This is a genomic window from Pseudomonas sp. G11, from assembly GCF_029457515.1.
Taxonomy (GTDB): domain Bacteria; phylum Pseudomonadota; class Gammaproteobacteria; order Pseudomonadales; family Pseudomonadaceae; genus Aquipseudomonas; species Aquipseudomonas gorinensis.
This window is the reverse complement of sequence record NZ_CP120377.1, coordinates 4,423,420-4,448,035: the sequence shown is the minus strand read 5'-3', so window position 1 is coordinate 4,448,035 and position 24,616 is coordinate 4,423,420. Positions and strand designations below refer to the sequence as shown.

General features: G+C 63.0%; 18 protein-coding genes. 8 read left to right on the top strand and 10 right to left on the bottom strand.

Going from position 1 to position 24,616, the window contains the following annotated elements:
- Nucleotide 1: 1 nt before the first annotated feature.
- Entirely contained in the window at nucleotides 2-1,624 is a 1,623-nt protein-coding gene (locus P2T68_RS20540) for a methionine--tRNA ligase (RefSeq protein WP_277378214.1), read from the top strand.
- Nucleotides 1,617-2,756 (top strand): FAD-binding oxidoreductase, encoded by a 1,140-nt coding sequence (locus tag P2T68_RS20535; protein ID WP_024075330.1) that lies wholly within the window; start codon nucleotides 1,617-1,619, stop codon nucleotides 2,754-2,756. The genes P2T68_RS20540 and P2T68_RS20535 overlap by 8 nt, the downstream gene beginning before the upstream one ends.
- A 260-nt stretch (nucleotides 2,757-3,016) precedes the next feature.
- On the opposite strand, the gene P2T68_RS20530 is transcribed toward P2T68_RS20535, so the two are convergent.
- Nucleotides 3,017-3,535 carry a sterol desaturase family protein gene (locus P2T68_RS20530; protein WP_024075331.1) on the bottom strand — a complete coding sequence of 173 codons (519 nt, stop codon included), beginning with the start codon at nucleotides 3,533-3,535 and terminating at the stop codon, nucleotides 3,017-3,019.
- A 324-nt stretch (nucleotides 3,536-3,859) separates the two neighbouring features.
- On the opposite strand from P2T68_RS20530, the gene P2T68_RS20525 reads away from it, so the two are divergent.
- Nucleotides 3,860-5,200: an ABC transporter substrate-binding protein gene (locus P2T68_RS20525; RefSeq protein WP_173903842.1), complete on the top strand. Its 1,341-nt coding sequence runs from the start codon at nucleotides 3,860-3,862 to the stop codon at nucleotides 5,198-5,200.
- Nucleotides 5,201-5,209: 9 nt separating this feature from the next.
- On the opposite strand, the gene P2T68_RS20520 is transcribed toward P2T68_RS20525, so the two are convergent.
- From P2T68_RS20520 to P2T68_RS20500, 5 genes are all read right to left on the bottom strand, one after another.
- Complete coding sequence (locus tag P2T68_RS20520; protein ID WP_277378213.1) at nucleotides 5,210-6,841, bottom strand: ABC transporter ATP-binding protein; 1,632 nt, start codon at nucleotides 6,839-6,841, stop codon at nucleotides 5,210-5,212.
- A complete protein-coding gene (locus P2T68_RS20515; RefSeq protein ID WP_024075334.1) occupies nucleotides 6,838-7,731 on the bottom strand; it encodes an ABC transporter permease in 894 nt (297 codons plus the stop codon). The genes P2T68_RS20520 and P2T68_RS20515 overlap by 4 nt, the downstream gene beginning before the upstream one ends.
- Before the next feature lie 3 nt (nucleotides 7,732-7,734).
- A complete protein-coding gene (locus P2T68_RS20510; RefSeq protein ID WP_024075335.1) occupies nucleotides 7,735-8,685 on the bottom strand; it encodes an ABC transporter permease in 951 nt (316 codons plus the stop codon).
- Complete coding sequence (locus tag P2T68_RS20505; protein ID WP_069075904.1) at nucleotides 8,682-10,295, bottom strand: ABC transporter substrate-binding protein; 1,614 nt, start codon at nucleotides 10,293-10,295, stop codon at nucleotides 8,682-8,684. Before P2T68_RS20505 ends, P2T68_RS20510 begins: the two co-directional genes overlap by 4 nt.
- Nucleotides 10,296-10,357: 62 nt before the next feature.
- Nucleotides 10,358-12,790: a TonB-dependent receptor gene (locus tag P2T68_RS20500; RefSeq protein WP_168233236.1), complete on the bottom strand. Its 2,433-nt coding sequence runs from the start codon at nucleotides 12,788-12,790 to the stop codon at nucleotides 10,358-10,360.
- Between the two features lie 333 nt (nucleotides 12,791-13,123).
- On the opposite strand from P2T68_RS20500, the gene feaR reads away from it, so the two are divergent.
- From feaR to P2T68_RS20485, 3 genes are all read left to right on the top strand, one after another.
- Nucleotides 13,124-14,065: a transcriptional regulator FeaR gene (feaR, locus tag P2T68_RS20495; protein WP_024075338.1), complete on the top strand. Its 942-nt coding sequence runs from the start codon at nucleotides 13,124-13,126 to the stop codon at nucleotides 14,063-14,065.
- Nucleotides 14,066-14,195: 130 nt separating this feature from the next.
- Entirely contained in the window at nucleotides 14,196-16,310 is a 2,115-nt protein-coding gene (locus tag P2T68_RS20490) for a PQQ-dependent dehydrogenase, methanol/ethanol family (protein WP_277378212.1), read from the top strand.
- A gap of 87 nt (nucleotides 16,311-16,397) precedes the next feature.
- Nucleotides 16,398-17,252 carry a transporter gene (locus P2T68_RS20485; RefSeq protein ID WP_277378211.1) on the top strand — a complete coding sequence of 285 codons (855 nt, stop codon included), beginning with the start codon at nucleotides 16,398-16,400 and terminating at the stop codon, nucleotides 17,250-17,252.
- A gap of 44 nt (nucleotides 17,253-17,296) precedes the next feature.
- On the opposite strand, the gene P2T68_RS20480 is transcribed toward P2T68_RS20485, so the two are convergent.
- Nucleotides 17,297-18,784, bottom strand: a complete 1,488-nt coding sequence (locus P2T68_RS20480; protein ID WP_277378210.1) for an aldehyde dehydrogenase family protein — start codon at nucleotides 18,782-18,784, stop codon at nucleotides 17,297-17,299.
- Between the two features lie 272 nt (nucleotides 18,785-19,056).
- Between P2T68_RS20480 and P2T68_RS20475 the strand changes: the two genes are divergently transcribed.
- Nucleotides 19,057-20,226, top strand: coding sequence for a p-hydroxyphenylacetate 3-hydroxylase oxygenase component (locus P2T68_RS20475; protein WP_069075902.1), 1,170 nt, complete (start codon nucleotides 19,057-19,059; stop codon nucleotides 20,224-20,226).
- Nucleotides 20,227-20,291: 65 nt separating this feature from the next.
- Complete coding sequence (locus tag P2T68_RS20470; protein WP_024075343.1) at nucleotides 20,292-21,233, top strand: p-hydroxyphenylacetate 3-hydroxylase reductase component; 942 nt, start codon at nucleotides 20,292-20,294, stop codon at nucleotides 21,231-21,233.
- A gap of 128 nt (nucleotides 21,234-21,361) precedes the next feature.
- Here P2T68_RS20470 and P2T68_RS20465 read toward each other — a convergent pair whose 3' ends face one another.
- From P2T68_RS20465 to P2T68_RS20455, 3 genes are read right to left on the bottom strand one after another with little or no spacing between them, the layout of a single operon-like run.
- Complete coding sequence (locus tag P2T68_RS20465; RefSeq protein ID WP_277378209.1) at nucleotides 21,362-22,468, bottom strand: class II histone deacetylase; 1,107 nt, start codon at nucleotides 22,466-22,468, stop codon at nucleotides 21,362-21,364.
- 33 nt (nucleotides 22,469-22,501) lie between these two features.
- Nucleotides 22,502-23,665 (bottom strand): MFS transporter, encoded by a 1,164-nt coding sequence (locus P2T68_RS20460; RefSeq protein ID WP_277378208.1) that lies wholly within the window; start codon nucleotides 23,663-23,665, stop codon nucleotides 22,502-22,504.
- 22 nt (nucleotides 23,666-23,687) lie between these two features.
- A complete protein-coding gene (locus P2T68_RS20455; protein WP_173903841.1) occupies nucleotides 23,688-24,569 on the bottom strand; it encodes a transporter in 882 nt (293 codons plus the stop codon).
- Between the last annotated feature and the right edge of the window lie 47 nt (nucleotides 24,570-24,616).

Sequence of the window (24,616 nt, the reverse complement as noted above, 5' to 3'; positions counted from 1 at the left end):
GATGACTGCTATCACCGCGCAAAAATTCTTCCTGATGCCGATTCCTCCCACGCCCAACGGCAGGTTGCACCTGGGCCACATTGCCGGTCCTTACTTGCGCATGGACATGCTCGGGCGCTACCTGCGCACCCAGGGGCACAGTGTCGATGTGGTCTCGGCGGTAGACGGCTTCGACTCCTACGTCCTGTGGAAAGGCGTGCAGGAGCAGCGCGAGCCCGAAGAGGTGGTGCGTGACTACCACGGGCAGATCGCCAACGACCTGCGCGCGCTGGATGTCGAGGTCGATGACATCCTCGACCTGGTGCAAGGCCCGTACGCCGCGCAGCATGCAGACAATGCCCGGCGCACGGTCGAGCGCCTGGTGGCGTTGGGCGTGACCGAAACCGTGGTCGAACGTGTGCTGTATTGCCCGCATACCCGTCGCTACATGGCCGGCGCCTGGCTGGTGGGGCAGTGCCCGTATTGCCAGGCCGGGGCTGGCGGCTACTTCTGTGAAGCCTGCGGTGCCTTGTTCCGCCCGGAAACCATGCTCAATCCCCAGCCGCGCATGGGCGACAGCCCGTTGCAGTGGGTCGAGGTCGAAAGTCTGTTCCTGAAAGTGGCCCACCCCGACCAGTTGCTGCGGCGCATGGCGGCGTCCGGTGCGCCGGCGTCGATCATCGAGGTGATCGCGCGCTTCCTGGAACGCGAAAATGGCCGCGTGCGGCTGACTGCACCCGGCGACTGGGGCGTGGCCTGGAGCCCGGATCGATTTGACAACCCACGCGTGTTGTTCGAGTCCGGCTGGGAATACGCACTGACCTGCGCCGACCGTGCCCGCGAGCACTCCCCGGAGCACGGCCACGCCATGCTGCGCAGCAGCGAGGTGACCACGCTGGTCAGCTTTGGTATCGATAACGCGGTGTTGCTGCTGGCGGGCAGCGTGGCGGTGATGGATGCCCTGCAGGATCACCAGTCGTTTGACTACGTGCTGACCAACTACTTCTACAACCTGCAAGGCGCGAAGTTTTCCACCAGCCGCCTGCATGTGGTCTGGGCCGCCGATATCGTCGAAAAAACCCCGGCCACCAGCGATGGCGTGCGTTATTTCCTCTGCCGCGAAAGCCCCGAATTGGGCGAAACCAATTTCGCCGTGGAGGAGTTTGTCGAGGTGGTCAATGTGGACCTGGCCGGTGCCCTCGACCGGCGTGTCGACCTGGCCCTCGGCAGCCTCGATCAGGCCCGGTTGCAGTCCATCGAGCCAGACTTGTTGCCGGGCCTCGAAATGGCCGTTGCGCGCCTGGGCCAGGCGTTCCGGCTCGACGCTGTCTCGGTGCGCGACGCCTGGGAGGTCTTGCACCAGTGGATGCAACGGCCGGACCTGGACGTGACACAGCCTGGGCACGCTTATTTGTGGCTCAAGGGCCTGGCGTACCTGGCCGCGCCGATCATGCCGCGCCTGGCCGAGCACCTGTGGCACCGCCTGGGCCATGACGGTTTGCCGGTGGTCCAGGCGCTGTATGCCGCCTCGCTGCCGAGGCCGGAGACCGTGGCGCGCCCGCGTTTTGCGGCCTTGTCCCCGCTGGCGCTGGCGCCATGCTTGCCGGCCAGCGTGGTGCTGGCGGGTGCATCCAGCGATGCATGAATACGCTGACGTCATCGTGATCGGTGCCGGCACCACCGGTACCAGCGCCGCCTGGCACCTGGCGCGCGCCGGCGCGTCGGTACGGCTGCTGGACAAAGGCGCGATTGCCAGTGGCTCGTCGGGCGCGTCGCCGGGGATCGTGCGCGAATATTACGCCGACCCCGCCCTCAGCCAACTGGCGGCACGGGGCGTGCGGGCCTATCGCGATTGGCGGCAGCACTATCCCGGCACTTGCGGCTACCAGCGCACGGGGTTCTTGACCGGTATTCCCGCCCGCGAACAAGCGGCCACCCAGGCCAACGTCGAGCATTTGCGCGCGACGGGCGCGGCGCTTGAGTGGTTGTCTGCCGAGCAAATGCAGGCGCAGGTGCCTGACCTGATTATCGACGGCCTGGCGGGCGCGGTGTTCGAGCCCGACGCGGGCTATTGCGATCCGCGCCTGACCGCGCGCAGTTTTGCAGCCGGTGCACGGGACCTCGGCGCGGTGATCGACGAGGGGCGGGCGGCACGACGGATCGTGCGCCAGGCCGGGCGCGCCATCGGCGTGCAGACCGACACCGGCTTTATCGCCTGCGCCCATGTGGTCAATGCCGCCGGGCCGTGGGCTGCCACCCTGGCTGACGATTGCCAGGCGCCATTGCCGATCCACGCCACCCGGCAAAGCGTCGGCATTGTCCAGGTGGAGGGCGTTGACTCGCCGATGCCAGGCTATTGCGACCGGGAGGCGGGCTTCTACCTGCGCCCGGACCAGCCCGGCGGCTATTTCATCGGCTCGCTGATGGCCGCCGAAGGCGTAGCGATCGACCCGGATAGCTTCGACCGCAGCTTCTGCGACGCCAACGTGCTGGCCTACCGCGACCGCGCCGCCCTGCGCTTGAAGCGCCTGACCGGCGCACGGGCCACCGGCCGCCGCGTGTCGTTCTTCGACAACACACCGGATGGCAACCCGATTGTCGGCCCCGACCCTCGGGTGCCGGGGCTGTTCGTCGCGGCGGGGTTGTGCGGGCATGGCTTCAAGTTTGCGCCGTTGTTTGGGCAGGCGATTGCGCAGTGGGTATTGCAGGGCGAGATGCCGGCGCAGATGGGGGTGTTTGCGGTAGAGCGATTTCTCGGGAGCGTTCAGTCAACCTAGTTGATCCTGACGTCCGAGCCGGCGATCAGCCGGTGTCGACGATTCGACAAGGCCGAATGCCTGTAAGGACTGTTAGGACTGTAAGGACTGTAAGGAATGTAACTGTGGCGAGCGGGCTTGCCCCGCGTTGGGCTGCGCAGCAGCCCCAAAACCAGGCACCGCGGTGTGTCAGTTAAAAACACATCGCCTGGAATGGGGCCGCTTCGCGCCCCAACGCGGGGCAAGCCCGCTCGCCACAACGGCCCTATCTACCGGGGGGCTCAGCCGCGCGCTTCATTTCGAATGAAGGTGCGAAACACATGATCCCACAGCGGCGAAGAGACCCCGAAGTTCTTCTCGATACCTTTGCGATGGTGCAGATCGTGATTGGCGATCAGCCCTGGAATGAACCGATAAGCCCAATGGTTGGGGCGGTGCATCACGTAGTGCACCGAGATGTAATAGAAATAGCCCACCACCGCACCGACGAATACCGAGGTCAGTTGCCCATACCAGGCCAGCAGTAACAGGACCGCCAGCGCCGAACTGGTTTTCCAGCTGGATACACCGATAAAGGCGAGCACATCGACATGGTGGGTCCAATGCTCGTGGCGATACAGGGAGTGGAACAGAAAACGGTGTACCCCATATTCCACCAACGTCCATCCCAACAACCCCGCAAGCGCCAGGCCGGGATCAAACGGTGCAAGGTAAAGTGCGAGGATCACGAACAGCGGAACGCTGAAAAAGTCGAGGTAGTACGCGACCGATGACATCAGCCATTTGTTTGATGCAGCCATGCGCAGGGTGTCCTTGAATGCCCGATAAGGGGCGGGCGTGCTGTCCGTAGGGGCGCTGAATGTACCCGAAGGTGTGTGCCGTTTGAATGCGCGGCCGCAAATAAATCCTCCCATCCACACCGCGTAAAGCGGCCGAGGCGCTGTTGGTGGCGCAACACCGGTTCAATAAACTGTGCGATTTCATGGGCTCTACGCTTCGCGCGAATGGGGGTAACTCGTTGAATCTACGAGGCTTATGCTTTGGCATGATTTGTGTTGTCAGTGGGTTGGCACTGACCCGACAACGGGAGGGTTAACCCTCACCTTTCATAAGAAGCCACACCCATGCACATCCCCTTCAAGCGCACGTTAATCGCCGGCCTGCTGGCCATCGGCACATTTGGCGGGCTGTTGCCTGCCGTGGCCCAGGCGGCCAATGATCAACAGTTCATCCCGTTGGCGACCTATCGGGTCGGCGCCTACGCCTCCAGCGGCATTCCGTGGTGGGCGGGGGAGATTGACTACTTTCGCTACATCAACGAGGTCGAGGGCGGTGTGAACGGCGTCAAGCTGGTGTGGCAGGAGTGCGAGACCGAGTGGAAGACCGATCGCATCATCGAATGCTACGAGCGCTACAAGGCCGGCCTGGACGGCGCGCCCACCGGCTTCTTCTTCACCCATAGCACGCCGGCGTCCTATGCGCTGATGGACCGTGCCGCCGTCGACCATATCCCGTTGATCGATGGCGCCGGCGGGCGTACCGAGTCGACCGATGGCCGCGTGTTCCCCTATGCCTTCCCGTTGCTGCTCAACTACTACGGCCAGGCGTCGGTGGGCATCAACTACATCGCCCAGCGTGAGGGGGGGCTGGACAAGCTCAAGGGCAAGAAGATCGTGACGGTCTACCACGACTCCGCCTATGGCCGTGAAACCCAGGCCGCCATGCAATTGCTCGCAGAAAAGTACGGCTTCGAGAACATCCAGATCCCCGTGGCCGACCCTGGCAATGAACAGTCCACCCAATGGCGGCAAGTGCGCCAGATCAATCCGGACTGGGTCTTTCTGCGTACCTGGGGCGTATCCACGCCGGTCGGTATCAAGACCGCCGTACGTTTCGGCATCCCGGTGGATCGCCTGATCGGGGATGTCTGGGCCGGCTCCGAAGCCGACGTGATTCCCGCGGGCACCGCTGCCAAAGGCTACCAGGCACTGGCGCCGTTCCCGGGTGGCGACACCTTTGAAATTCACCGCAGGCTCAAGCAGTTCATCCTTGATCCGGGCAAAAGCAACCTCAAGGACCCCAGTTACTTCGGCAAGGTCTACTACAACATCGGCCTGATCAACGCGGCCATTGCGGTCGAGGCCCTGCGCACCGGCCAGGCCAAGTTCGGCCACCGTGGGTTGAACGGCGAAGAAACGCGCTGGGCGTTCGAGCACCTGGACATCGACGCAGCGCGCATCAAAGCGTTGGGGCTCGAAGGGTTGCTGGCGCCGTTGAAACTGTCCTGCGCCGACCATGAAGGCGGCGGCGCGGCGCGGGTGCAGCAGTGGGACGGGCAAAAGTGGGTGTTGGTGACCGACTGGGTCCAGGCCGACCGCGCCACCTTGCGTCCGTTGATCGAAGCCAAATCCGCTGCGTATGCCCAGGAAAAAGGCATCGCAGCGCGTGACTGCGCGGCCGAGTAGGCCACCGGCTCAGGCGGCGGAGGCCGCCACGCTGCCAGGGATGGCGGCAATCAACTCACGGGTGTAATCGCTGCCCGGCCGGTTGAAGATCTGTTCCACCGTTCCCTGTTCGACCACCTTGCCATTGCGCAGCACCAACACCTCATGCGCAAAGTTGGCCACCACCGACAAGTCGTGGGACACCAGCACATAGGCAATCCCCATTTCCCGCTGCAGCTCTTCGAGCAGGTCGAGGATGTGCGCCTGCACCGACACATCGAGGGCGCTGACCGGCTCGTCGAGCAGCAACAGGTCCGGCTTCAACGCCAGCGCACGGGCGATCGCGACACGCTGGCACTGGCCACCGGACAGCTCGCGCGGCAGGCGATCGAGGAAGCTGACCGGCAGGTGCACGCGACCGATCAGCTCGCGCGCCGCGTGTTCCAGCGCCGCCCCCTTGAGCCGCCCGAACGACACCAGGGGTTCGACAATACTGTCAAACACCGTGAAGCGTGGGTCGAGCGCGGCGAACGGGTTTTGCTGGACCAGTTGCAGGCGTTGACGCAGCGGGCGGAATTCGCGCCAGCTCAGGGTGGTGACGTCTTGCTGCTCGAACCAGACCTGGCCCTGGGTCGGTTTCTCCAGGCCCAGGGCGATGCGCAACGCAGTGCTCTTGCCTGAGCCGGATTCGCCGACGATAGCCAGGGTCTGGCCGGGGTAGACCTGCAGGCTGAGGTCTTGCAGGGCCACGAAGGTGGGGTCTTCGCCCTTCACCTTGGGCAGGCTGAAGGTCTTGCCGACGTTGTGCAGGCGCAGGATCGGTGCGCGCGTTGCATCGGACCTGGCGTGTGGCTCTCGGCGCCTGGCGAACGCGGGAGCGGCGGCGATCAGCGCGCGGGTGTAGTCGTGGCGCGGGTTCGCCAGTATCTGCCGGGGCGGGCCCTGTTCGACCACTTCGCCTTGCTTCATCACCAGGATGCGGTCGGCGCGGTCGATGGCCACGCCCAGGTCATGGGTGATGATCAGCAGGGAAATGCCCCGTTCACTGACCAGCCGTTGCAGGTGGTCGAGAATCTTGCGTTGTACGGTGACGTCGAGGGCGCTGGTCGGCTCGTCGGCAATGATCAGGCGGGGGTTGCCGGCCAGGGCGATGGCGATCAGCACGCGCTGGCGCATGCCGCCGGAGAGTTCATGGGGGTACTGGCGGGCCCGCAGGACCGGCTTGTCGATACCCACCTGTTGCAGCAGCTCGACAATATCGGCATCGACGCCGGGGTAGCGCTTGCCCTTGGCCAGGATCAGCGCCTCGGCGATTTGCTGGCCGATGCGCAGGGTCGGGTTGAGGCTGACCATCGGGTCCTGGGGCACCAGCCCGACGGTGCGCCCACGCTGCAAGCGTTTCTGGCGTTCGCTGGCATGGGACAGGTCGTTGCCGCCCACCCACAGTTGACCCGCGCTGATCTGCGCGTGGTCGGGCAGCAGGCCGAGAATCGCGTTGGCCAGGGTTGATTTGCCCGAGCCCGACTCGCCGACAATCGCGACGGTTTCGCCCTGGGCCATCGACAATGACAGGCGTTGTACCGCCAGCAGGGTCTGGCCGCCGGAGCGGTAGCCGACACTGAGTTGGCGCACATCGATCAACAGGTTGTTATCGGCGGTCACCGCTGGATCTCCTCGAAGGTGCGGGCGATATGGTTGAGGCTGAACACCACGGCCACCAGGAACAGGCCTGGCAGCAACGAGACCCACGGAGCGGTGATCAGGAAGTGCCGACCGTTGGCGATCAAGGTGCCCCATTCCGCTGCCGGTGGCGCAGCACCGAAACCGAGAAAGCTCAAGCCCGCTGTCGCCAGGATCGCGGCGCCGAAATCCAGGGTGGCGAGCACCGCCACCGGGCCCCACGCGTTCGGCAGGATGTGCCGCAGCAAGGTGCGCCGCCAGCTGGCGCCGCCCAGGCGCGCGGCTTCGACGTAGGGCAAGGTCTTGACGCGCAGCACTTCGGCGCGGGTGGTGCGGGCGAACCCCGGAATGATGCCGACGCCCACGGCGATGGCCACCGGCACGGTACCGAAGCCGATAGCGGTGACGATCGCCAGGGCCAGCAGCAGGCCGGGCAGGGCCAGCAAGACATCGATAAAACGCATGAGCACCGCATCGATGCGACCGCCGGCAAAGCCGGACAGGATGCCGAGCCCCAGCCCGCCGACCAGGGCGATCCCAACCGCGAGGAACGCCGCCAGCACCGACAGGCTGGCGCCGTAGACCACGCGGGTGTAGAGGTCGCGCCCCAGTTCATCGGTGCCGAACCAGTGGCCCAGGCTGGGCGCGCTGAGTTTGGCGGCCGGTGCGGTGGCGTAGGGGTCGAAACTGCTCAGCAATGACGGCGACACCGCCGCGACCAGGGCAAACAGCACCACCAGCAGCGCCAGGCTGAAACCGGCACGGCGCAGCAGGGGCAGCACCGCCGAGGCGGCGCGTTGCAGTCGGCTGCGACGGCGCCAGAGGGGGGGAGCCAGGGTGGTTGGCGCAAGACGCCGGTCAATCGTGGTCATGGTCTAGGACACCTTTGGCGTATGGGAGATGCGCGGGTCGAGCCAGGGATAGAGCAGGTCGACCAGCAGGTTCACCAGCACAAATGCCGCCGCCGAGACGGCAACGATGGCCAGCACCACTGGAATGTCCTGGCGCAGCACCGCTTCCTGCGCCAGGCGGCCGATGCCGGAGCGGGCAAAGATGGTTTCCACCAGCACCGCGCCGGACACCGTATTGCCCACTTGCAGCCCGATCAGGGTGAGAATCGGCAGGGCCGCGTTGCGAAAGCCGTGACGCGCCTGCACCTGGCCACGGCTCAAGCCCTTGGCATAGGCCGTGACGATGTAGGGCTCCTGCCACACCCCTTGGAAACTGCGTTGCAACACCTGGGCGTACACCGCCGCGCTGGGGATCGCCAGGGTGATCGCCGGCAGCACCAGGCTTTCAACCCCACGGCTGCCGGTGGCGGGAAACCAGCCGAGGCCGAACGCGAATACCTGGATCAGCAGCAGGCCCATCCAGAACACCGGCACTGAAAAGCCCAGCGACGGCAACCGGGTCAACGCGATTTTTAACGGCCGCCAGCGCAGGTACGCAGTCAGGTAGGCCAGGCCGACACCGCCGAGCAGCGACAACACAATCGCCAGCCCGGCCAGGGACAAGGTCTGCGGCAATCGCTCGGCGAGCAGCTCGGCCACCGGTCGATTCAGCGACAGCGACTGGCCGAAGTCACCGTGCAGCGCGCCGAGCAGCAGGTTGAAATACTGCTCGAACACGCCCTGGTCGAGGCCGTAATAAGCGCGGGCCTTGGCCAGGTCTTCGACCGACAGCGCGTCGGCCTCCATGCCCGAGGCGCTGAGCATGATGGACAGGGTGTCGCCTGGCAGCAGGTACAAAATGAAATAGGTGATGCTATAGGCGCCCCAGAGCACCAGCAGCGCCTGGCCAATCCGGCCGATCAGGTAACGGCTCATGGCGTACCGACCTCGATATCACCCAGCAATGCGAAGCCCTCGGCGGTCCAGCGAAAGTGTTTCACCCGTGGCGAGGTCGCTGCCTGCCACACGCGTTCATACACCGGGAACGCCGAACCCTCATCGATCAACAGGTCTTGCAAATCGCCATAGGCCGTGGCGCGTTGTGCGCCCTGGGTGGCGGTGATGCCGGCATCGAACAGGCCCTTGGCGGTGTCCAGCACGGCCGGCTCATAGAGGTTGGTGGCCAGGGTCGAGCTGTTGGCGGTGCGCGGATCGAGGATGGTTTGCAGGATGATCGGATCAGCACGGGTCATATAGTTGATGGTCAGGTCATAATTGCCGGCGGTGTTGTTGGCGACCCATTCGGCGCGGGTGACCACGCTGAGTTTGAGCTCGATGCCGACCTTGCGCAGCTGATCCTGGATCAACACATCGCCGGCGGTTTCTGCCGGGCTGATGTTGTAGCTCAGGCTCAGGCGCTTGCCGTTTTTCTGCCGATAACCGTCCGCGCCCTTGGCCCAGCCGGCTTGATCCAGCAGGCGCTCGGCGGCGGCCGGGTCGTAGACCAGTTTGGCGCCCTGGCTCTTGAAGTAGGGCGTGGTCACATCGAAGATGCCGTCCACCACCGGGAACGCGGCGTTGTACACCGTGCTTGCGTAGCTCTTGCGGTCGATGGCTTTCTGTACGGCCAGGCGCACCTGTTTGTCGGCCAAGGCACGCCCGCCACGGGTATTGGGGTACAGGTTCAGCGCCGGGCCCGGCAGCGAGCGGCTTTGAATGGTTGCGCCCCTGGACTGGAACAGTTTCAGGTCCACCTCGGAGAACGGGTTGCGCGGCCACAGGATGTCGGCCTTGCCTTGCAGGAAAAGGCCGTTGCGCACGCTTTCCTCGGGGATATAGCTGATGTCCACCGCGTCCAGGTGGGCCTCGCCCTGGTTCTTCATATTGGCCGACGCCCAGGCATAACCCTTGCGCTTGGTCAGGTGCGCGCCGACTTCCGGGGTATAGCTGGCCAGGATGAACGGGCCGGTGCCGATGATCTTGCCCAACGAGCGTTCCTTGGCGCTGAGCGCGTAGGAGGCCGGGGCGAGGATCGACAGGTTGGTGGTGGATGTGGCCTGCAGGAAGCCCGCATTCGGCTTGGCGAGCACCAGCTTGACGGTGAAGTCGTCGACCACTTCGGCGTGATCGAACCCCGCCAGGTAAGTGGCGCCGAAGGTGGCCGGCAACTCGGTGGCCAGCGCCTTGTTGCTGTCGAAGGCCGTCTTGACCGCCTGGGCATCGAAGCGCTCGCCGTTGCTGAAGGTGACGTTATCGCGCAGGTGGAAGGTGTAGGTGAGGGCGTCGTCGCTCACTTCCCAGCTTTTGGCCAGCCAGGGAATGATCGTGCCGGTTTCCGGGTCCTGGTCGGTCAGCGACTCGGCGACATTGCGCAGCAACACCCGGTGTTCAAGCCAGTAGACCTGGAACGGATCGACGCTGACCAGGGTGGTGTTGTCGCCGAAAAAGGCGATGTTGAGGGTCTTGCCGGCCTGGGTGTCGTTACCCGACGGTGAGCAAGCGGCAAGGCTTAACGCCAATGCGCAGGGGGCCAGCAGACGGCTCATCAAGTTGGAGGTATTCAATGGAGTGCCCTCAGGTGGCGATTGCGGTGTATGCAAGGGGTGGGTCAGAAGTCGTAGGCCAGCTTGGTGTACCAGTAGCCGCCGCCCGGATAGAACGGCGGGTTGCCATAGGGCGCCAGGCCCAGGTTGCTGTAGACGGCGTGCCGGTCAGGGCGCACGTCGAAGATATTGGTGCCGCCGACGCTGACGGTCAGGTGGTCGACGAAGGTGTAGCTGACGTCCAGGTCGGTGATCCATTTGGCGCCGAAGCTGCGGTCGCCCGTGGGGTTCACCGCCAGGGTCTTGACCGCGCCATAGCGGCTGGTTTGCAGGTTGACCGCCAGGTCCGCGACCTTCCAGTTGGCGCCGAGGATCCATTTGGTCTTGGGCGACGCTTCGGTGAGGTCGCCCTCGCGGTCGCGGCCCACCAGGGTCACGCCGGAATTGGCGAGGGCGGCGGGTGTGCCGCGACTGTCTTCAATGGTGGTCTTGTTCCAGTTGAAGCCCAGGCTCCAGCGCACATCGCCCCAGGCATCCAGCGGCGTGGTGTGGTCGGCAACGATGTCCAGGCCGCGGGTGCGGGTGTCGAAGGCGTTGGTGTAGTAGTTGACCCAGGTACCGGTGGGCACACCCTGGGCGGCGAGGATGGCATTGATGGCGCCATTGCCCTGGTCGTAGATATTGCTGGTCAGGGCGATGCGGTCATCAATGTCGATCAGGTAGGCATCGGCGGTGATGCTGGTGCGTGGCGCTGGCTGCCAGGTCAGGCCCAGCCCCAGGTTGCGCGATTTCTCCGGCTTGAGGTCGTCGCCACCCAACGCCTTGGCCAGGTTGCTGCCGGAAGGGGTCAAGCGGGTCACGGCGGGCACCACGTTACCGTTCACATCGGTGGCCACTCGGTTGTCTGCCACCGTGTAGCCGATCTGCGTCAGGGACGGCGCACGAAAGCCGGTGCCGACCGTACCGCGTACCGCCACCGTGTCGGTCAGCTCGTAGCGTGAGTTCACCTTCAGCCCGAAGGTATTGCCAGAGTCATCGTCGTAATGTTCGACACGGCCGGCCACGTCGAGGAACCAGCGTTCGGTCAGGTCAAAGCCCAGGTCGAGGTAACCGGCGTAGTTATTGCGGATCAGGCTGACTTCATCCTCCGGGCGAATCGTGACGGCCGCCTGCGCCCCCGACGCCGCCGGGTAAGTGCCGGTGATATAGGCCTCGGGATCTCCGGCGAAGGTGCTGAAATGTTCCCAGCGGTGTTCCAGGCCGGCGGACACCTGCACAGGCGAGGTCAGGTTGAACAGGCTGTCGTAGCGGCGAGTGATGTCCAGGTTGTTGACCCACTGCTCAAAGCGAAAGGTCGCCAGGTTGTCGAACCGCGTCGGTGAGGCAGTGCCCAGCGACGGGTTGATATTCAGGTCGCTGGAGTGGTGGACGTTGTTGCGCCCATAAGTGGTGCTCAGGTCCCAGTTCCACTCGGCCACTTGCCCCTTGCCGCCAAACAGCAGTTGGTAGTCGCGGTCCTTGATGTTGTTCAGCGGGTAGTAACCGTCCGGAAATACCTCGGGCACCGCGGCCCTGCCGGTGGGCAGGCGAAAGTAGTTGGCGGCCTCGGCGTCACGCTCGCCATAGGTGGAGAAGGAGTACAGCGTCAGGTCTTCCAGGGGCAATTCGGCGTTGTAGGCCAGGTTGAATGCCTTGAGGTCAGGGTCGCCGTTCTTGATCGCCACCCGGTTCCAGGCGGCTTCCTTGGCGGGGTCGCTGAACGCCCTGACCGTGCTGTCGGCCTTGTCGTTCCAGGCGGCGGTCCCGCGTTTGCGGGCATCGGCGGAGAAGTGGAAAAAGCCGCGTTCGCCGAGCTTGAACCCCTCGTCGCCCGCCACCTTGATGGTTTCGCCCTGGCCGGAAAACAACTGGCCGTAACTGGTCTCCAGGTGGCCGCCGCTGTTGTCTTTCTTGAGGATCACGTTGATCACGCCCGCCACCGCATCCGAGCCGTACTGGGCGGCAGCGCTGTCTTTGAGTACCTCGATATGGTCGACGGCGCTGACCGGGATCAGGTCGATGTCCACCGCGTTCGCGCCGCTGTTATCGATCGAACCGCGCTGGCCGGTCGCGCCGTTGTGCCGGCGCTTGCCGTTGACCAGCACCAGGGTGTAGGCCGGGCCCAGGCTGCGGTTGCTGAGGGGGCGGGTCACTGAGTTGTAGCCGGCAATGTTGGTGCCGAAGTTGAACGAGGGCAGCAGCTTGGCAATGGCCTCGGACAGTTCGGCGCGGCCGGTCTTGAGCAGTTGTTCGCTGTTGATCACGTCAATCGGTGCCGGGCTGTCGGCCACGGTGCGCTGTTGGCCGCGCATGCCGGTGGAAATCACCGTGACCGTGCCCAGTTGGGCGTCATCCGTCGTGGTCTCGGCGAAGGAGGGCGCGCTGGCCAGCAGCAACGAGCTGGTCAAGAGTGACAGGTGGAACTTGTTGAGGGGGAGCGGGGCGGTGATGTCTGGCATGTTGGAAAGGTCCATGTAAGCCTGCTGAAGGCTCCTGGTGGTCGTGGGGGTACGTCCTCCGCCAGGCATGGGGTCGGTCTGTGATGTGAAGGTATTACTATAAGAAACGGGAGTGAAAGTCTTTTTTGGAATAAGCTAATTATTAGATATTGTTATCTTAATAATTTATAAGATCATCTATTTTTATTATGTTGCCCGTGAGCGGCTCAACGCTGCGCAAAGTCCTCGGTGCACGCTCCATAGGCCCCAGCATCGCGGGCCCCTCGGCTTGCATATGCCGCAGATAGATAATATGTTAACGGAATAACTAAAAAGAATCAGTGGGAGGGGGGTATGCCTGCCTTGCTTCACGCTTGCGATGCATTCGCCAACTGGAACCGCGACTTGCGTGCAGTCTGCGGTAACTTCAACACGACGCTGTCAAACCAGCACAGCCTGTTTATCGGCAGTGTCCATGGCCAGGATGTCTGCGGCCTGGGGGTGGCGCATATCCGTACCAACGCAGGGCTGATCAGCCGCCAGCGCACCTCGGGGGATGGGGACGATGATCGCTACTGCTTTCTGATTCTCCAGGGCGCGGGCCATCAGCGCATTCGCCAGCAAAACCGGGTGATCGAGTTGGGGCCTGACGACATTGCCCTGGTCGACTCGGCGCAGGCATTTGAGATCGAACCCCAGGGCCTGGTGCACAACATCTCGATCCATCTGTCACGTGACGAAGTCAGCCACCAGCTTCGCCCCGAACAGTTGTTCGGCAAGCTTGCGCGCAATAGCGTCGCCACTCACATGATTCGCACGTTGGCGCGCTCGCTGGGGGATGTGGAGTTGCGCAAGGACGAAGGTGGCCGCAGCGATGGCCCGGCACTGGCGCAAGCATTGATCGGCTTGGCCGCCGCCGGCCTGCGCGAGCGTGACGAACGCCAGCCCGGTTTTGCCTGCGTGGGCCAGGATGATATTTACGGACTGGCCACGCGACTGGTGGAAACCTCTCTGCAAGAGACGGAACTGGGCCCTGAATACCTGGCCCGACACCTGAACGTCTCGGTGCGCCAGCTTTACCGGCTGTTTGAGCAACGCCACGAGAGTATCTCCCGCTACATCCAGCAACGCCGCTTGGAACGGGTGGCGCAAGACCTGTGCGCGCAAGACCTGCGCCATGAATCAATCACCCAGATCGCGTTTAAATGGGGGTTTGTCGACGCGGCGCATTTCAGTCGCGTCTTCAAGCGCCATTTCCAGCATGCCCCTCGGGACTATCGCCAACACGCCCTATAAATGCCGGCCTGGCAGGGAATGCCAAGCGGTTTGGCAGACTCAGTCAAGTCCTCGGACGTGGCAGGCACTCTAATAAGATTGCCTGGGCTGGGGTTGATACCGAGCCGATTATTGCTGGAGAAAAATAAAAATGAGAACACGGAGCTTGCTGATCGGCAGCCCTTTACTGATGGCTGCGTTGTGCCCGGGTGTGTGGGCGGGTCCGGCGCAGGTCGACGGTCGGCGCATCATCGCCGCCGACCAGGAGCCAGGCAACTGGATGAGCCACGGCCGCACCTACGACGAGCAACGCTACAGCCCGCTCGATAGCGTCAATGCCGACAACGTCGGGCAGTTGGGCATGGCCTGGACGACGAAACTGGATATCGACAGCGGCACCGAAGCCACGCCGCTGGTGGTCGATGGGGTGATGTACACCACCGGGGCTTTCAGCATTGTCTATGCGATCAATGCCGCCACCGGCGAGTTGCTCTGGAAATATGACCCTAAAGTCCCGCCCGAAAACCTTAGCCAGGGCTGCTGCGGCCCGGTCAATCGGGGCGTGGCGGTGTGGCAGGGCAAGGTCTATGTGGGCAGTTTTGATGGACGCTTGATTGCCCTGGATGCGGCGAATGGTCAGCCGGTGTGGAGCGTCGACACCATCATCGATCGCACCAAGAGCTACTCGATCACAGGCGCGCCGCGCATCGTCAAGGGCAAGGTGCTGATCGGCAATGGCGGCGCCGAGTTTGGCGTACGCGGCTACGTCACGGCTTACGACGCCGAGACCGGTCAACAGGTATGGCGTTTCTACACGGTGCCGGGTGATCCGAAACTGCCGCCGGAAAACCCGGCCATGGCCAAGGCGATGAAGACCTGGGACGGCGATGGCTGGGTCAAATGGGGCGGCGGCGGTACCGTCTGGGACTCCATGGCCTACGACCCCGAGCTTGATCTTCTTTATGTGGGCACGGGCAACGGTTCACCCTGGAACTACCAGTTCCGTACCAATGGCAAGGGCGACAACCTCTACGTCTCGTCAATCCTGGCGCTGCGGCCAGACACCGGCGAATACGTGTGGCACTACCAGATCACCCCGCAAGACCAGTGGGATTTCACCGCGACCCAGCACATGATCCTCGCTGACATCAAGATCGACGGCACCCTGCGCAAGGTGATCATGCAGGCGCCGAAAAACGGCTTTTTCTACGTTCTGGATCGCACTAACGGCCAACTGCTGTCGGCGAAGAATTTCGTCCCGGTCAACTGGGCCAGCGGTATCGACATGAAAACCGGACGCCCGATCCTGACCGGTGCGGCCGACTATTCCAAAGCGCCGAAAGTGGTGCAGCCCAGCTTTCTCGGTGGGCACAACTGGCACCCCATGTCGTTCAGCCCTAAGACCGGCTACGTCTACATCCCGGCCCAGTACACCTTGGCCGAACTCAAGGCCGCGAAGGCACCGATGTTCTTGTCGAACAAGTCAGTGGTGAACTTCGGGCTGGATGTGCCGGACCTGCCTGAAGACCCGAAAGCCTTGAATAAAATCCGTGACGCCTGGAGCGGTGAGCTGATCGCCTGGGACCCGGTCAAGCAGCAGGCCGCCTGGAAGCAGCCTTATATCAGCGCCGGCAACGGCGGCACACTGGCCACGGCGGGCAACCTGGTGTTCCAGGGCACGGCCGATGGCCGCGTGGTCGCCTACCGCGCCGACACCGGCAAGCCATTGTGGGAGCATCGCGCCAACTCCGGGGTGATGGCCGGGCCTGTCACCTATACCGTCAAGGGGGAGCAATACGTGGCGTTCTCGGTGGGATGGGGCGGGATCATCCCCTTGCTGACCGGACCGTTGACCAATAAGGGCAAGGTGCGCGCCGAATCACGGGTGATAGCCTTCAAGCTGGGCGCCCACGGCGAACTGCCGCCCCCCAAGGTTGCCCCGGTATTGCCGACCACCCACCAGGCACTCACGGCAACCCCTGAGCAACTGGCGCAGGCGCGCGGCCTGTTCAACGGGTTGTGTGCAGGTTGCCATGGCCTCAACGCGATCAGTGGCGGTGTGGTGCCGGACCTGCGCTACCTGGACGACAACAAGCACGCGGCGTTCCCGGCGTTTGTCAGCGGCGCGCTGATCACCCGCGGGATGCCGAACTTCTCCGACATTCTCAAGCGCGAAGACATGGAATTGATCCGTCAATACCTGGTCAAGCGCACCCAGGATCTGCAAGCCGACCTCAAGGCTGCCGGGCACGTCGACGCCCACTGATTCCCCGTTGTTTCACCTGCGCCTGGCGACTCCCCACGGAGTCGTCATGGCGAAGCCATACCCCCAATAACAATAAAGAGACCCGCCATGAAAGCACTCAATACCCTGACACTGAGCACACTTCTCGCCAGCCTGGCCCCTTTGGCCCAGGCCGATGTCAAACCCGATCCGGGCGACTACACGGCGCTGCCCCAAGGCACGGACGTGGTGGTGTTGTACCAGCAGAATCCGCGCGGGGATAAGGTGTATTCCGGCGGCAAGAAAGTCGCCGACAACCTCGACCTTGACCTCACCGTCGGGGTGTTGCGGCTGATTCACTTCACCGAGTTCTTCAATACCGGGCTGACCTGGGACCCGCAGATCGTCATCCCCTTCGGCTACCAGAAGACCGGCGCCACCGACAGCAAGCATTCGGGGCTGGGGGATATCACTTTCGGTGGCACGGTGTGGACCATCGCCGACCTGGCCAAGAACGAACACCTGGGCTGGTCGGTATTCGTCACCGCGCCGACCGGCAGCGAGAAGAACCAGGGCTTTGCCTTGAGCAGCAACCGCTGGGCCCTGGACTTCCAGGTCGGTTACATCAAGGGGCTTACCGATAAAATCACCTGGGATGTGATCGCCGAAACCGAGTTCTACGATGAGCAGCGCTCCACCGATGCGAAAAAGGATCCCTTGCTGCAATTGCACAACCACCTGCGCTACAACTTCACCCCGGACACTTACGCTGCGGTCTCCTACCGGCATAACTGGGGCGCGCGCGAAACCCTTGACCGTGAAACCCTGGCCACCAGCCGCAGCAACGGCACGCTGGGCTTCACCGTGGCGACCATGCTGGGCAAGCAGGTGCAGGTGATGGGGCAGTTGATGCATGACACGTCGGTGCGCGAGGGCGTGAAGATTGATAATTCGCTGCAATTTCGCCTGGCGTACTTCTACTGAGCCAAGGGTTGCCCGGCATGGACACGGTCCATGCCGGTGCCGGATCAATAGCGAATCATCACCGATTTGAGTTCGGTGTAATCGTCGATAAATGCTGAGCCGAATTCGCGCCCGATCCCCGATGACTTGACGCCGCCAAAGGGTACGGCCGGGTCCAGCAGGGTGTGCATGTTCACCCACACCGTCCCAGCATGGATGGCCGGTACCATGCGCAGCGCCTTGCTCAGGTCATTGGTCCAGAGGCTGGCACTCAAGCCATAGGGCGTGTGGTTCATCAGCGCCAGCAACTCTTCTTCGGTGTCGTAGGGCAAGAACGTGGCAATCGGGCCGAAGGTTTCCTCGTTGAGCAAGCTGTCGTTGAGGCTGTTGGCGAGGATCACGGTCGGCTCGACATAGCAGCCGGGACGATCCATGGGCTTGCCGCCGTGAATGATCGTATTGTTTTCGGCACGGGCCTTGGCAAAAAAACCTTCGAGCTTGCGTTGGTGCTGGCGGTTGGTGACCGGGCCGAATTCAGTGCGTTCATCCAGCGGCGAACCGATGTGCAGTTTGCCCAGACGCTCGGACAGCCGAGCCATGAGCGGCTCGATCTGCGAGCGATGGGCGAAAAAGCGTTCAGCCGCGGCGCAGATCTGCCCGGAGTGCAGGAAACCCGCCTCGATGATGCCGTTGACTGCCGTGTCGAGGTCCACATCGCGCAGGAACCCCGCCGAGTTTTTCCCGCCCAGTTCCAGGGTCGCGCGGGTCAATCCTGCGCTGGCCGCACTGCGGCCTACGGCGATGCCGGTCGGCACCGAGCCGGTGAATGACACCTTATCGGTCCCTGGGTGTTCAACCAGTGCCTGGCCGACCCGACCGCTTCCGGTCAACACGTTCAGGGCCCCGGCAGGCAAGCCCGCGTCGACTGCCAGTTCGGCGATGCGCAGGATGGTCAGCGGGGTGAATTCACTGGGCTTGATGATAATGCTGCAGCCGGTGACCAACGCCGAGGCGAGTTTCCAGATGGCGATCATGGTCGAAAAATTCCACGGCACGATGCCCACCACCACGCCAACCGGTTCGCGCAGAGTGAACGCGGTATAGCGTTCGCCGGCAAAGGAGGGCAGGGACGGGGTGAGGGTCTGGCCGCTGATCTTGGTGGCCCAGCCGGCGTAGTAACGCAGGAAGTGCGCGGCCTGGTCCACTTCGAAGGCGCGGGAGACCTGGATGATCTTGCCGGACTGGCACGTCTCGATCTGGGCCAGTTCCTCGCGGTTGCGTTCCAGCAGGTCGGCAAGCTTGAGCAGCACGTTGCCGCGCACGGCCGGGGCCATTTGGGACCATTGCTGGAAGCCACGACGAGCGGACTCCACCGCCGCGTCGACGTCGGCGGTGTCCGCGTCGGCGACGTGGGCGATCACCTGGTCGGTGGCGGGGTTGATGACTTCCAGGGTCTGGCTGGAATGGCTCTGCACGTAGCCGCCATCGATAAACAGCGTATGGCGACGACGCAGGAAGGCTTCGACTTGGGGCAGGAGGGGGATGTCGGTCATGGGGTTTTCCTGGTGGCGAACAAGGGCAAACGGGGAGGTTAATCAACCGCTGCCACGTCGGCTTGACTGTGACTGCCTGGCGCCATGCCTGTGCCTGCCATCGGCGCGCCAGTCGTGTTGGCGGGGCGCGGCCAGCGCCCATGAAAAGTACAATTTTGCATCTGGAAGGTGCATTTTCCGGACATGCCGCTCACCGCATACTGAGCCTGCAGCCGGCGCCGTCCCTCGATAATGGAAGGCCGCCGGACATCCAATAATAAGCAGGGCCCTCCATGAAAAAGCCAAACCCGCTCCTCGAAGACCTCAAGTCCATTCTGCCGACCATTGCCGCCAATGCGTTCAAGGCGGAGCAAGACCGCAGGGTCCCCGACGAAAACATCGCGCTGCTCAAAGGCATCGGCCTGCACCGTGCTTTTCAGCCCCGTGCCTTCGGTGGCATGGAGATCTCCCTGCCGCAATTTGCCGATTGCATTGCCTTGCTCGCCGGAGCCTGCGCCAGCACGGCCTGGGCGATGAGCCTGCTGTGCACCCACAGTCATCAACTGGCAATGTTTTCCGCGCAGTTACAGCAGGAAGTCTGGGGCGAGGACCCCAATGCAACCGCGAGCAGCAGCATCGCGCCGTTCGGCCGCACCGAAGAGGTCGACGGGGGCGTGTTGTTCAGCGGCGAGATGGGCTGGAGCAGTGGCTGTGACCATGCCGAGTGGGCGATTGTCGGTTTCCGGCGCAAGAATGCCGAAGGCACCCAGGACTATTGCTTTGCCGTGCTGCCGCGCAGCGACTATCAGATTCGCGATGACTGGTTTGCCGCCGGCATGAAAGGCAGTGGCACCAAGACCCTGATCATCGACAACGCCTGGGTGCCGGAGCACCGCATCCAAAAAGCCAAGGACATGATGGAAGGCAAGTCGGCAGGCTTCGGCTTGTACCCGGACAGCAAGATTTTCTACTCGCCATACCGTCCTTACTTTGCCAGCGGTTTCTCCACCGTCAGCCTGGGGGTTGCCGAGCGCATGCTGGAGGTCTTCCGCGAAAAAACCAAAACGCGCGTGCGCGCTTACACCGGGGCCGCGGTGGGTGCGGCTACACCCGCACTGATGCGCCTGGCCGAGTCGACGCACCAGGTCGCCGCGGCCCGGGCCTTTCTCGAAAAGACCTGGCAGGAACACGCCGAACACAGTGAGCAGCAGCGCTATCCGAGCCGTGAAACCCTGGCGTTCTGGCGCACCAACCAGGCCTATGCGACCAAAATGTGCATCCAGGCCGTGGACCGTCTGTTCGAGGCCGCTGGCGGCAATGCCTGGTTCGAGCACAACGAGATGCAGCGCCTGTTCCGTGACTCGCACATGACCGGTGCCCATGCCTACACCGACTACGACGTCTGCGCGCAGATCCTGGGTCGTGAGTTGATGGGCCTCGAGCCCGATCCCAGCATGATCTGAGTCATTCGCCCTACGCGCCATAACAATAATCAGGGCTGCTTGTGCAAGCAGTCCGGGAGTCTTGCATGTCTGATAAATGTTCTGCGTCTTTCGACCCTCGCGCCTTTCGCCGCGCCCTGGGCAACTTTGCCACTGGCGTCACCGTGGTGACGGCGGCCGACGCCAGCGGGCGCAAGGTCGGTGTGACGGCCAACAGTTTCAACTCGGTGTCCCTTGACCCCCCGTTGGTGCTGTGGAGTATCGACAAACGTTCCAACAGCCATGAGGTGTTCGAGGAGGCCAGTCATTTTGCCGTCAACGTGCTGGCGGCGGACCAGATCGACCTCTCCAATAACTTCGCCCGACCCAAGGAGAATCGCTTCGCCGAGATCGAGTACGAATCGGGGGAGGGCGGCTCGCCAGTGTTCGCCGACTGCGCGGCTCGTTTTCATTGCGAGAAGTACCAGCAGGTCGACGGTGGTGACCATTGGATCATGATTGGCAAGGTGGTGGCTTTCGACGATTTCGGTCGCTCGCCGTTGCTGTATCACCAGGGGGCTTACTCCATGGTCTTGCCCCATACCCGAATGACCCAGCGCGATGAAAACCAGGCCCCGAGCAGCCATTTCCAGGGGCGCCTCAGCCATAACCTGTATTACTTGATGACCCAGGCGGTGCGCGCCTACCAGTCCAGCTACCAGCCTCGGCAACTGTCCACTGGCCTGCGTACCAGCGAGGCGCGCATGCTGATGGTGCTGGAAAACGACGCCAGGCTGAGCCCCAATGATCTGTTGCGTGAGGTGGCGATGCCTGTTCGGGAAATCGATGAGGCCGTCGCCAACCTCAAGCGCAAGGGGCTGGTAAACGACGATGACAACGGCGTACGTCTGACGGCGGCCGGTATCGAGCAGACCGAAGACCTTTGGGCGATCGCGCAGGCGCAACAAGAGAAAGTCTTTGCCGAATTCAGCGAAGCGCAGATCGAAACGTTCAAGACCGTGTTGAAACGACTGATCAGCCACTGCTGACTGCCAGCCCAAGCGCGTTTGATCTTTAGCGGCAACCAATAAAAATCCGATGCCTGTGATGGCATCGGATTTTTTTTGCGTCAGGTTCGGCCCCGCGAACTGACCCGCAACGTTGTCAGCATCCAGGCTCAGCGTGCTTCGGCCAGCGCATCGACCCAGTGCCGCTGAAACGCCGCAAGCGCTTCCTTCGGTTGCTGCAACTGCACAAATTCCAGCATGGGATCGGCCACTTCAGTCCGGACGCCCGCCAGTTCCTCAATGGCGGCTAATCCGCAAAACGGCACATACGCTTCGGAATACCCGCCTTCATGAACCAGCACGAGACGGCCTTGACACAGGCGTTCGGCGGCTTTGCGCACGCAGCGGGTCATTTGCCGGAACGAGTCGCTGTGCAACAGCATCCGGGCCAGCGGGTCGACGGCGTTGGCGTCGTAACCGCAGGCGACGATGATCAACTCTGGCTCAAAACGCTCCAACGCCGGCATCACGATGCGCTGCATTGCATAGAGGTAAGCCTCATGACCGCTGCCGGGGGGCAACGGAATATTGATATTCGCTCCCAATCCCGCGCCACGGCCGCGATCGGCTTCACCGCTGTAACCCGCAGGAAAGCAGCCGTCTTGATGCAGCGAAATGGTCAGCACGTCGGCACGCTCTTCGAAGATGGATTGCGTACCGTTGCCGTGGTGCACGTCCCAGTCGATCACCGCGACTTTGCCCAATCCACGCTGCGCTTTGGCGGCCTCGATGGCGATGGCGATATTGGCCAGGAAGCAGAAGCCCATGGCGCTGTCGGCGAGGCAGTGGTGGCCCGGTGGGCGTGACAGGGAATAGGCATTGTCGACCTCGCCGGACAGCACCGCGTCCACCGCGGCCATGGCCAGGCCGGCGGAGAGTCTGGCTATTTCATAACTGCCGGGCCCGATGGGCGCGTTCGGCCCCAATTCGCCGCCCCCGGCATCGCTCATGGCCTTGAAACGGTGCAGGTAGCCAGGCGTATGCACCCGCAGCAGGTCCTCATGCGTTGCCGGATTGGCGCTTTGTACCTGCAGGTGTCGGGTCAGGCCGGAAACGTCCAGCAGGCTCTTCAACCGGCGTTTGGTTTCCGGCGATTCGGCGTGGCCGGCAGCGGCAGGCGGTTGCACCCAACCTCCCACTGGCAAGGTCAAGGCGTGCAGTCCGGCGCTGTGCCAAAGGCTGAGTTCGTCGAAGAAAAATGCACTTTTTCGGCTCATCGTCGTTTCCATTTTTTAGGGTAAAAGGGCTGCTCATGCGCTAGGGCGGCAGCTCAGAATCAACACCAGGGACAGCAAGGTGATGCAGGCCCCGCCGATCAGCAGCGATTGAAAGTCGCCACTGGCTTCGATCAGCCGCCCAGCCACACTCGGGCCGATGGCCAGGCCGCCACCGATCACCAGGTTGGATGCGTTCATCAGTTTTCCGGAGCGGTCGAGGTCGGCCAGGCAGGCCAGAATCAACGGCAGGATGAAGGTCCAGGTGAACTTGAACAGCAGCGCGGCCAATGCAAAACGCAGCATGTCGGGTTGGCCCAGCAACAACAGCACCGAGCCTGCCATCACCGCGTAACCGAGCAGCAGCAACAGCAGGCGTGGCAGACGATTGCCGATCAGCGAGGCACAACCGGCGCCGACAATGCCTGTCATCGTGGCGATGGCAAGGATCTCGCCGCTGGACTCGGCAGAGAGGCCGGCGCGTGTGCTGATGGAACCGATAAAGGTCCAGACGCCGCTCAGGCTGATGTAAAAACTCAGGATGCCAAGAATGCCCAGTGCGGCCTTCCACTTCGAGGCGAGGGCTACTCGCTCGGCGGCTTTTTCAGCCGGCGGGCTGCCCTGGGGGAAATAACGAGCCAGTGGCAGAAAAACGGTCATCAGTCCGGCGAGGATCAAGTAACAGGCTGACAGCCCGTAGTGTTCGAACAGGCGTGGCAGGATGCTCAAACCCAGCGCCCCGACCACCAGTTGCCCCATCACCCATAAGCCATAGACGCGTCCGGGGTTGGACGTCGAGGCCGCGCTGGACAGGCAGATAATCATCAATGAACCGCCGGCCAGGGCGCTGCAGAAGCGCAATGCCAGAAGCATCGGGTAATCGTGGGCCAGTATCGACAACAGGTTGGCTGCAATAAACACAACCCCGGCCGCCAATGCGGCGCGGCGCCAGTCGACACGTTTGAGCCACCAGAGAGCGGGCAGGGTGGCCAGGCTCATGGCGCCCAGTTCAGTGGAGAACAGATCGCCGATCTGTGAGGCGCTCAACTGCCATTGAGTCGCCAGTTGCGCCGCCACTGCCGGTGCGGTCATGAGGATGGTCGGGGTGATGGCGGCAAACAGCACAATGGCGGCCAGCAATGCCAGTTGCGATGAAGCGAGGGAACGCTGATGGGGCAGCGGTTTGGTCTGGGTGTTCATGGTCAAGCTCCGATGAATGAATTCAGAACACATGGACCAGGCGCAGCAGCGCGTCGGTGCCGTGATAGCCGTTGTCGGTGGCGACGTTCTGCGAGAGGCTGAACATCAATTGATTCTGTTGATCGAGCCAATGACCGACTTCGAAACCCACCTGGGTGTAGCGCTTGTGGGTGTCGTCGATGCGCTGGTCATTGATGCGCAGCTCGCCGCCGTCGGCGTGGATCAGTCGCAACGCGCCATAGGTGCTTGGGGTGAAGTCGTAGGAGGCAAAGGCTTGCAGTCGATACAGCGGGTCCTGTTTCAGGTCACTGCCGAAGTAGTCGTCGTTCTTGCCATAGAGCTGGGCTTCGAGGTTGGCTTCCAGCACCCATTTTTCACCGATGCCCTGGGTGTAGTTGTAAACGAAGGTGGCGCCCCAGCGATTGGCGCCGGGCGACACATCTGGATGGTTGCTGTGGTACTCACCCACCGGCAGGGTAATCAGGCTCAGCAGTCCGCTGTAGGTGCGCGAGGCGGGGTCGTTGATGAAGAACACTGTGCCGCCGACCTGAGGATCACCGAATCCGCTTTCTCCAGTGTGCTGGCTGGCACCCGGCAGGCGGGCGTTGATGTCGGCGAAGGGCACGATGAACTGTGGCGTGCAGAGCGTGCCGCAGATGTCGGTGAAAAAGACCTGGCGATAAGCCACAGCGTTGACCTTCAGGTCGGCCTTGCCGGTGCTGTCGGCCGGGCCGTGGAAATCGCCGGCGCGGCTTGCCGGCAAATACAGTACGCCCAGGGTGGTGCCCGAGGGCGCGCCAAAAAAATCCCGGGCGTTGAGGTCGGCAGCGCCAGCGTGCAGGCTCGACAGACCACTGATGAGGGCCAGTGCGGTGTTGCGGGTGAAGGTCCTGGTCATGGGCATTGCATCTCTTCTTTGAGTTGTTGTGCGGCGAACGGATCGCCCGTCAT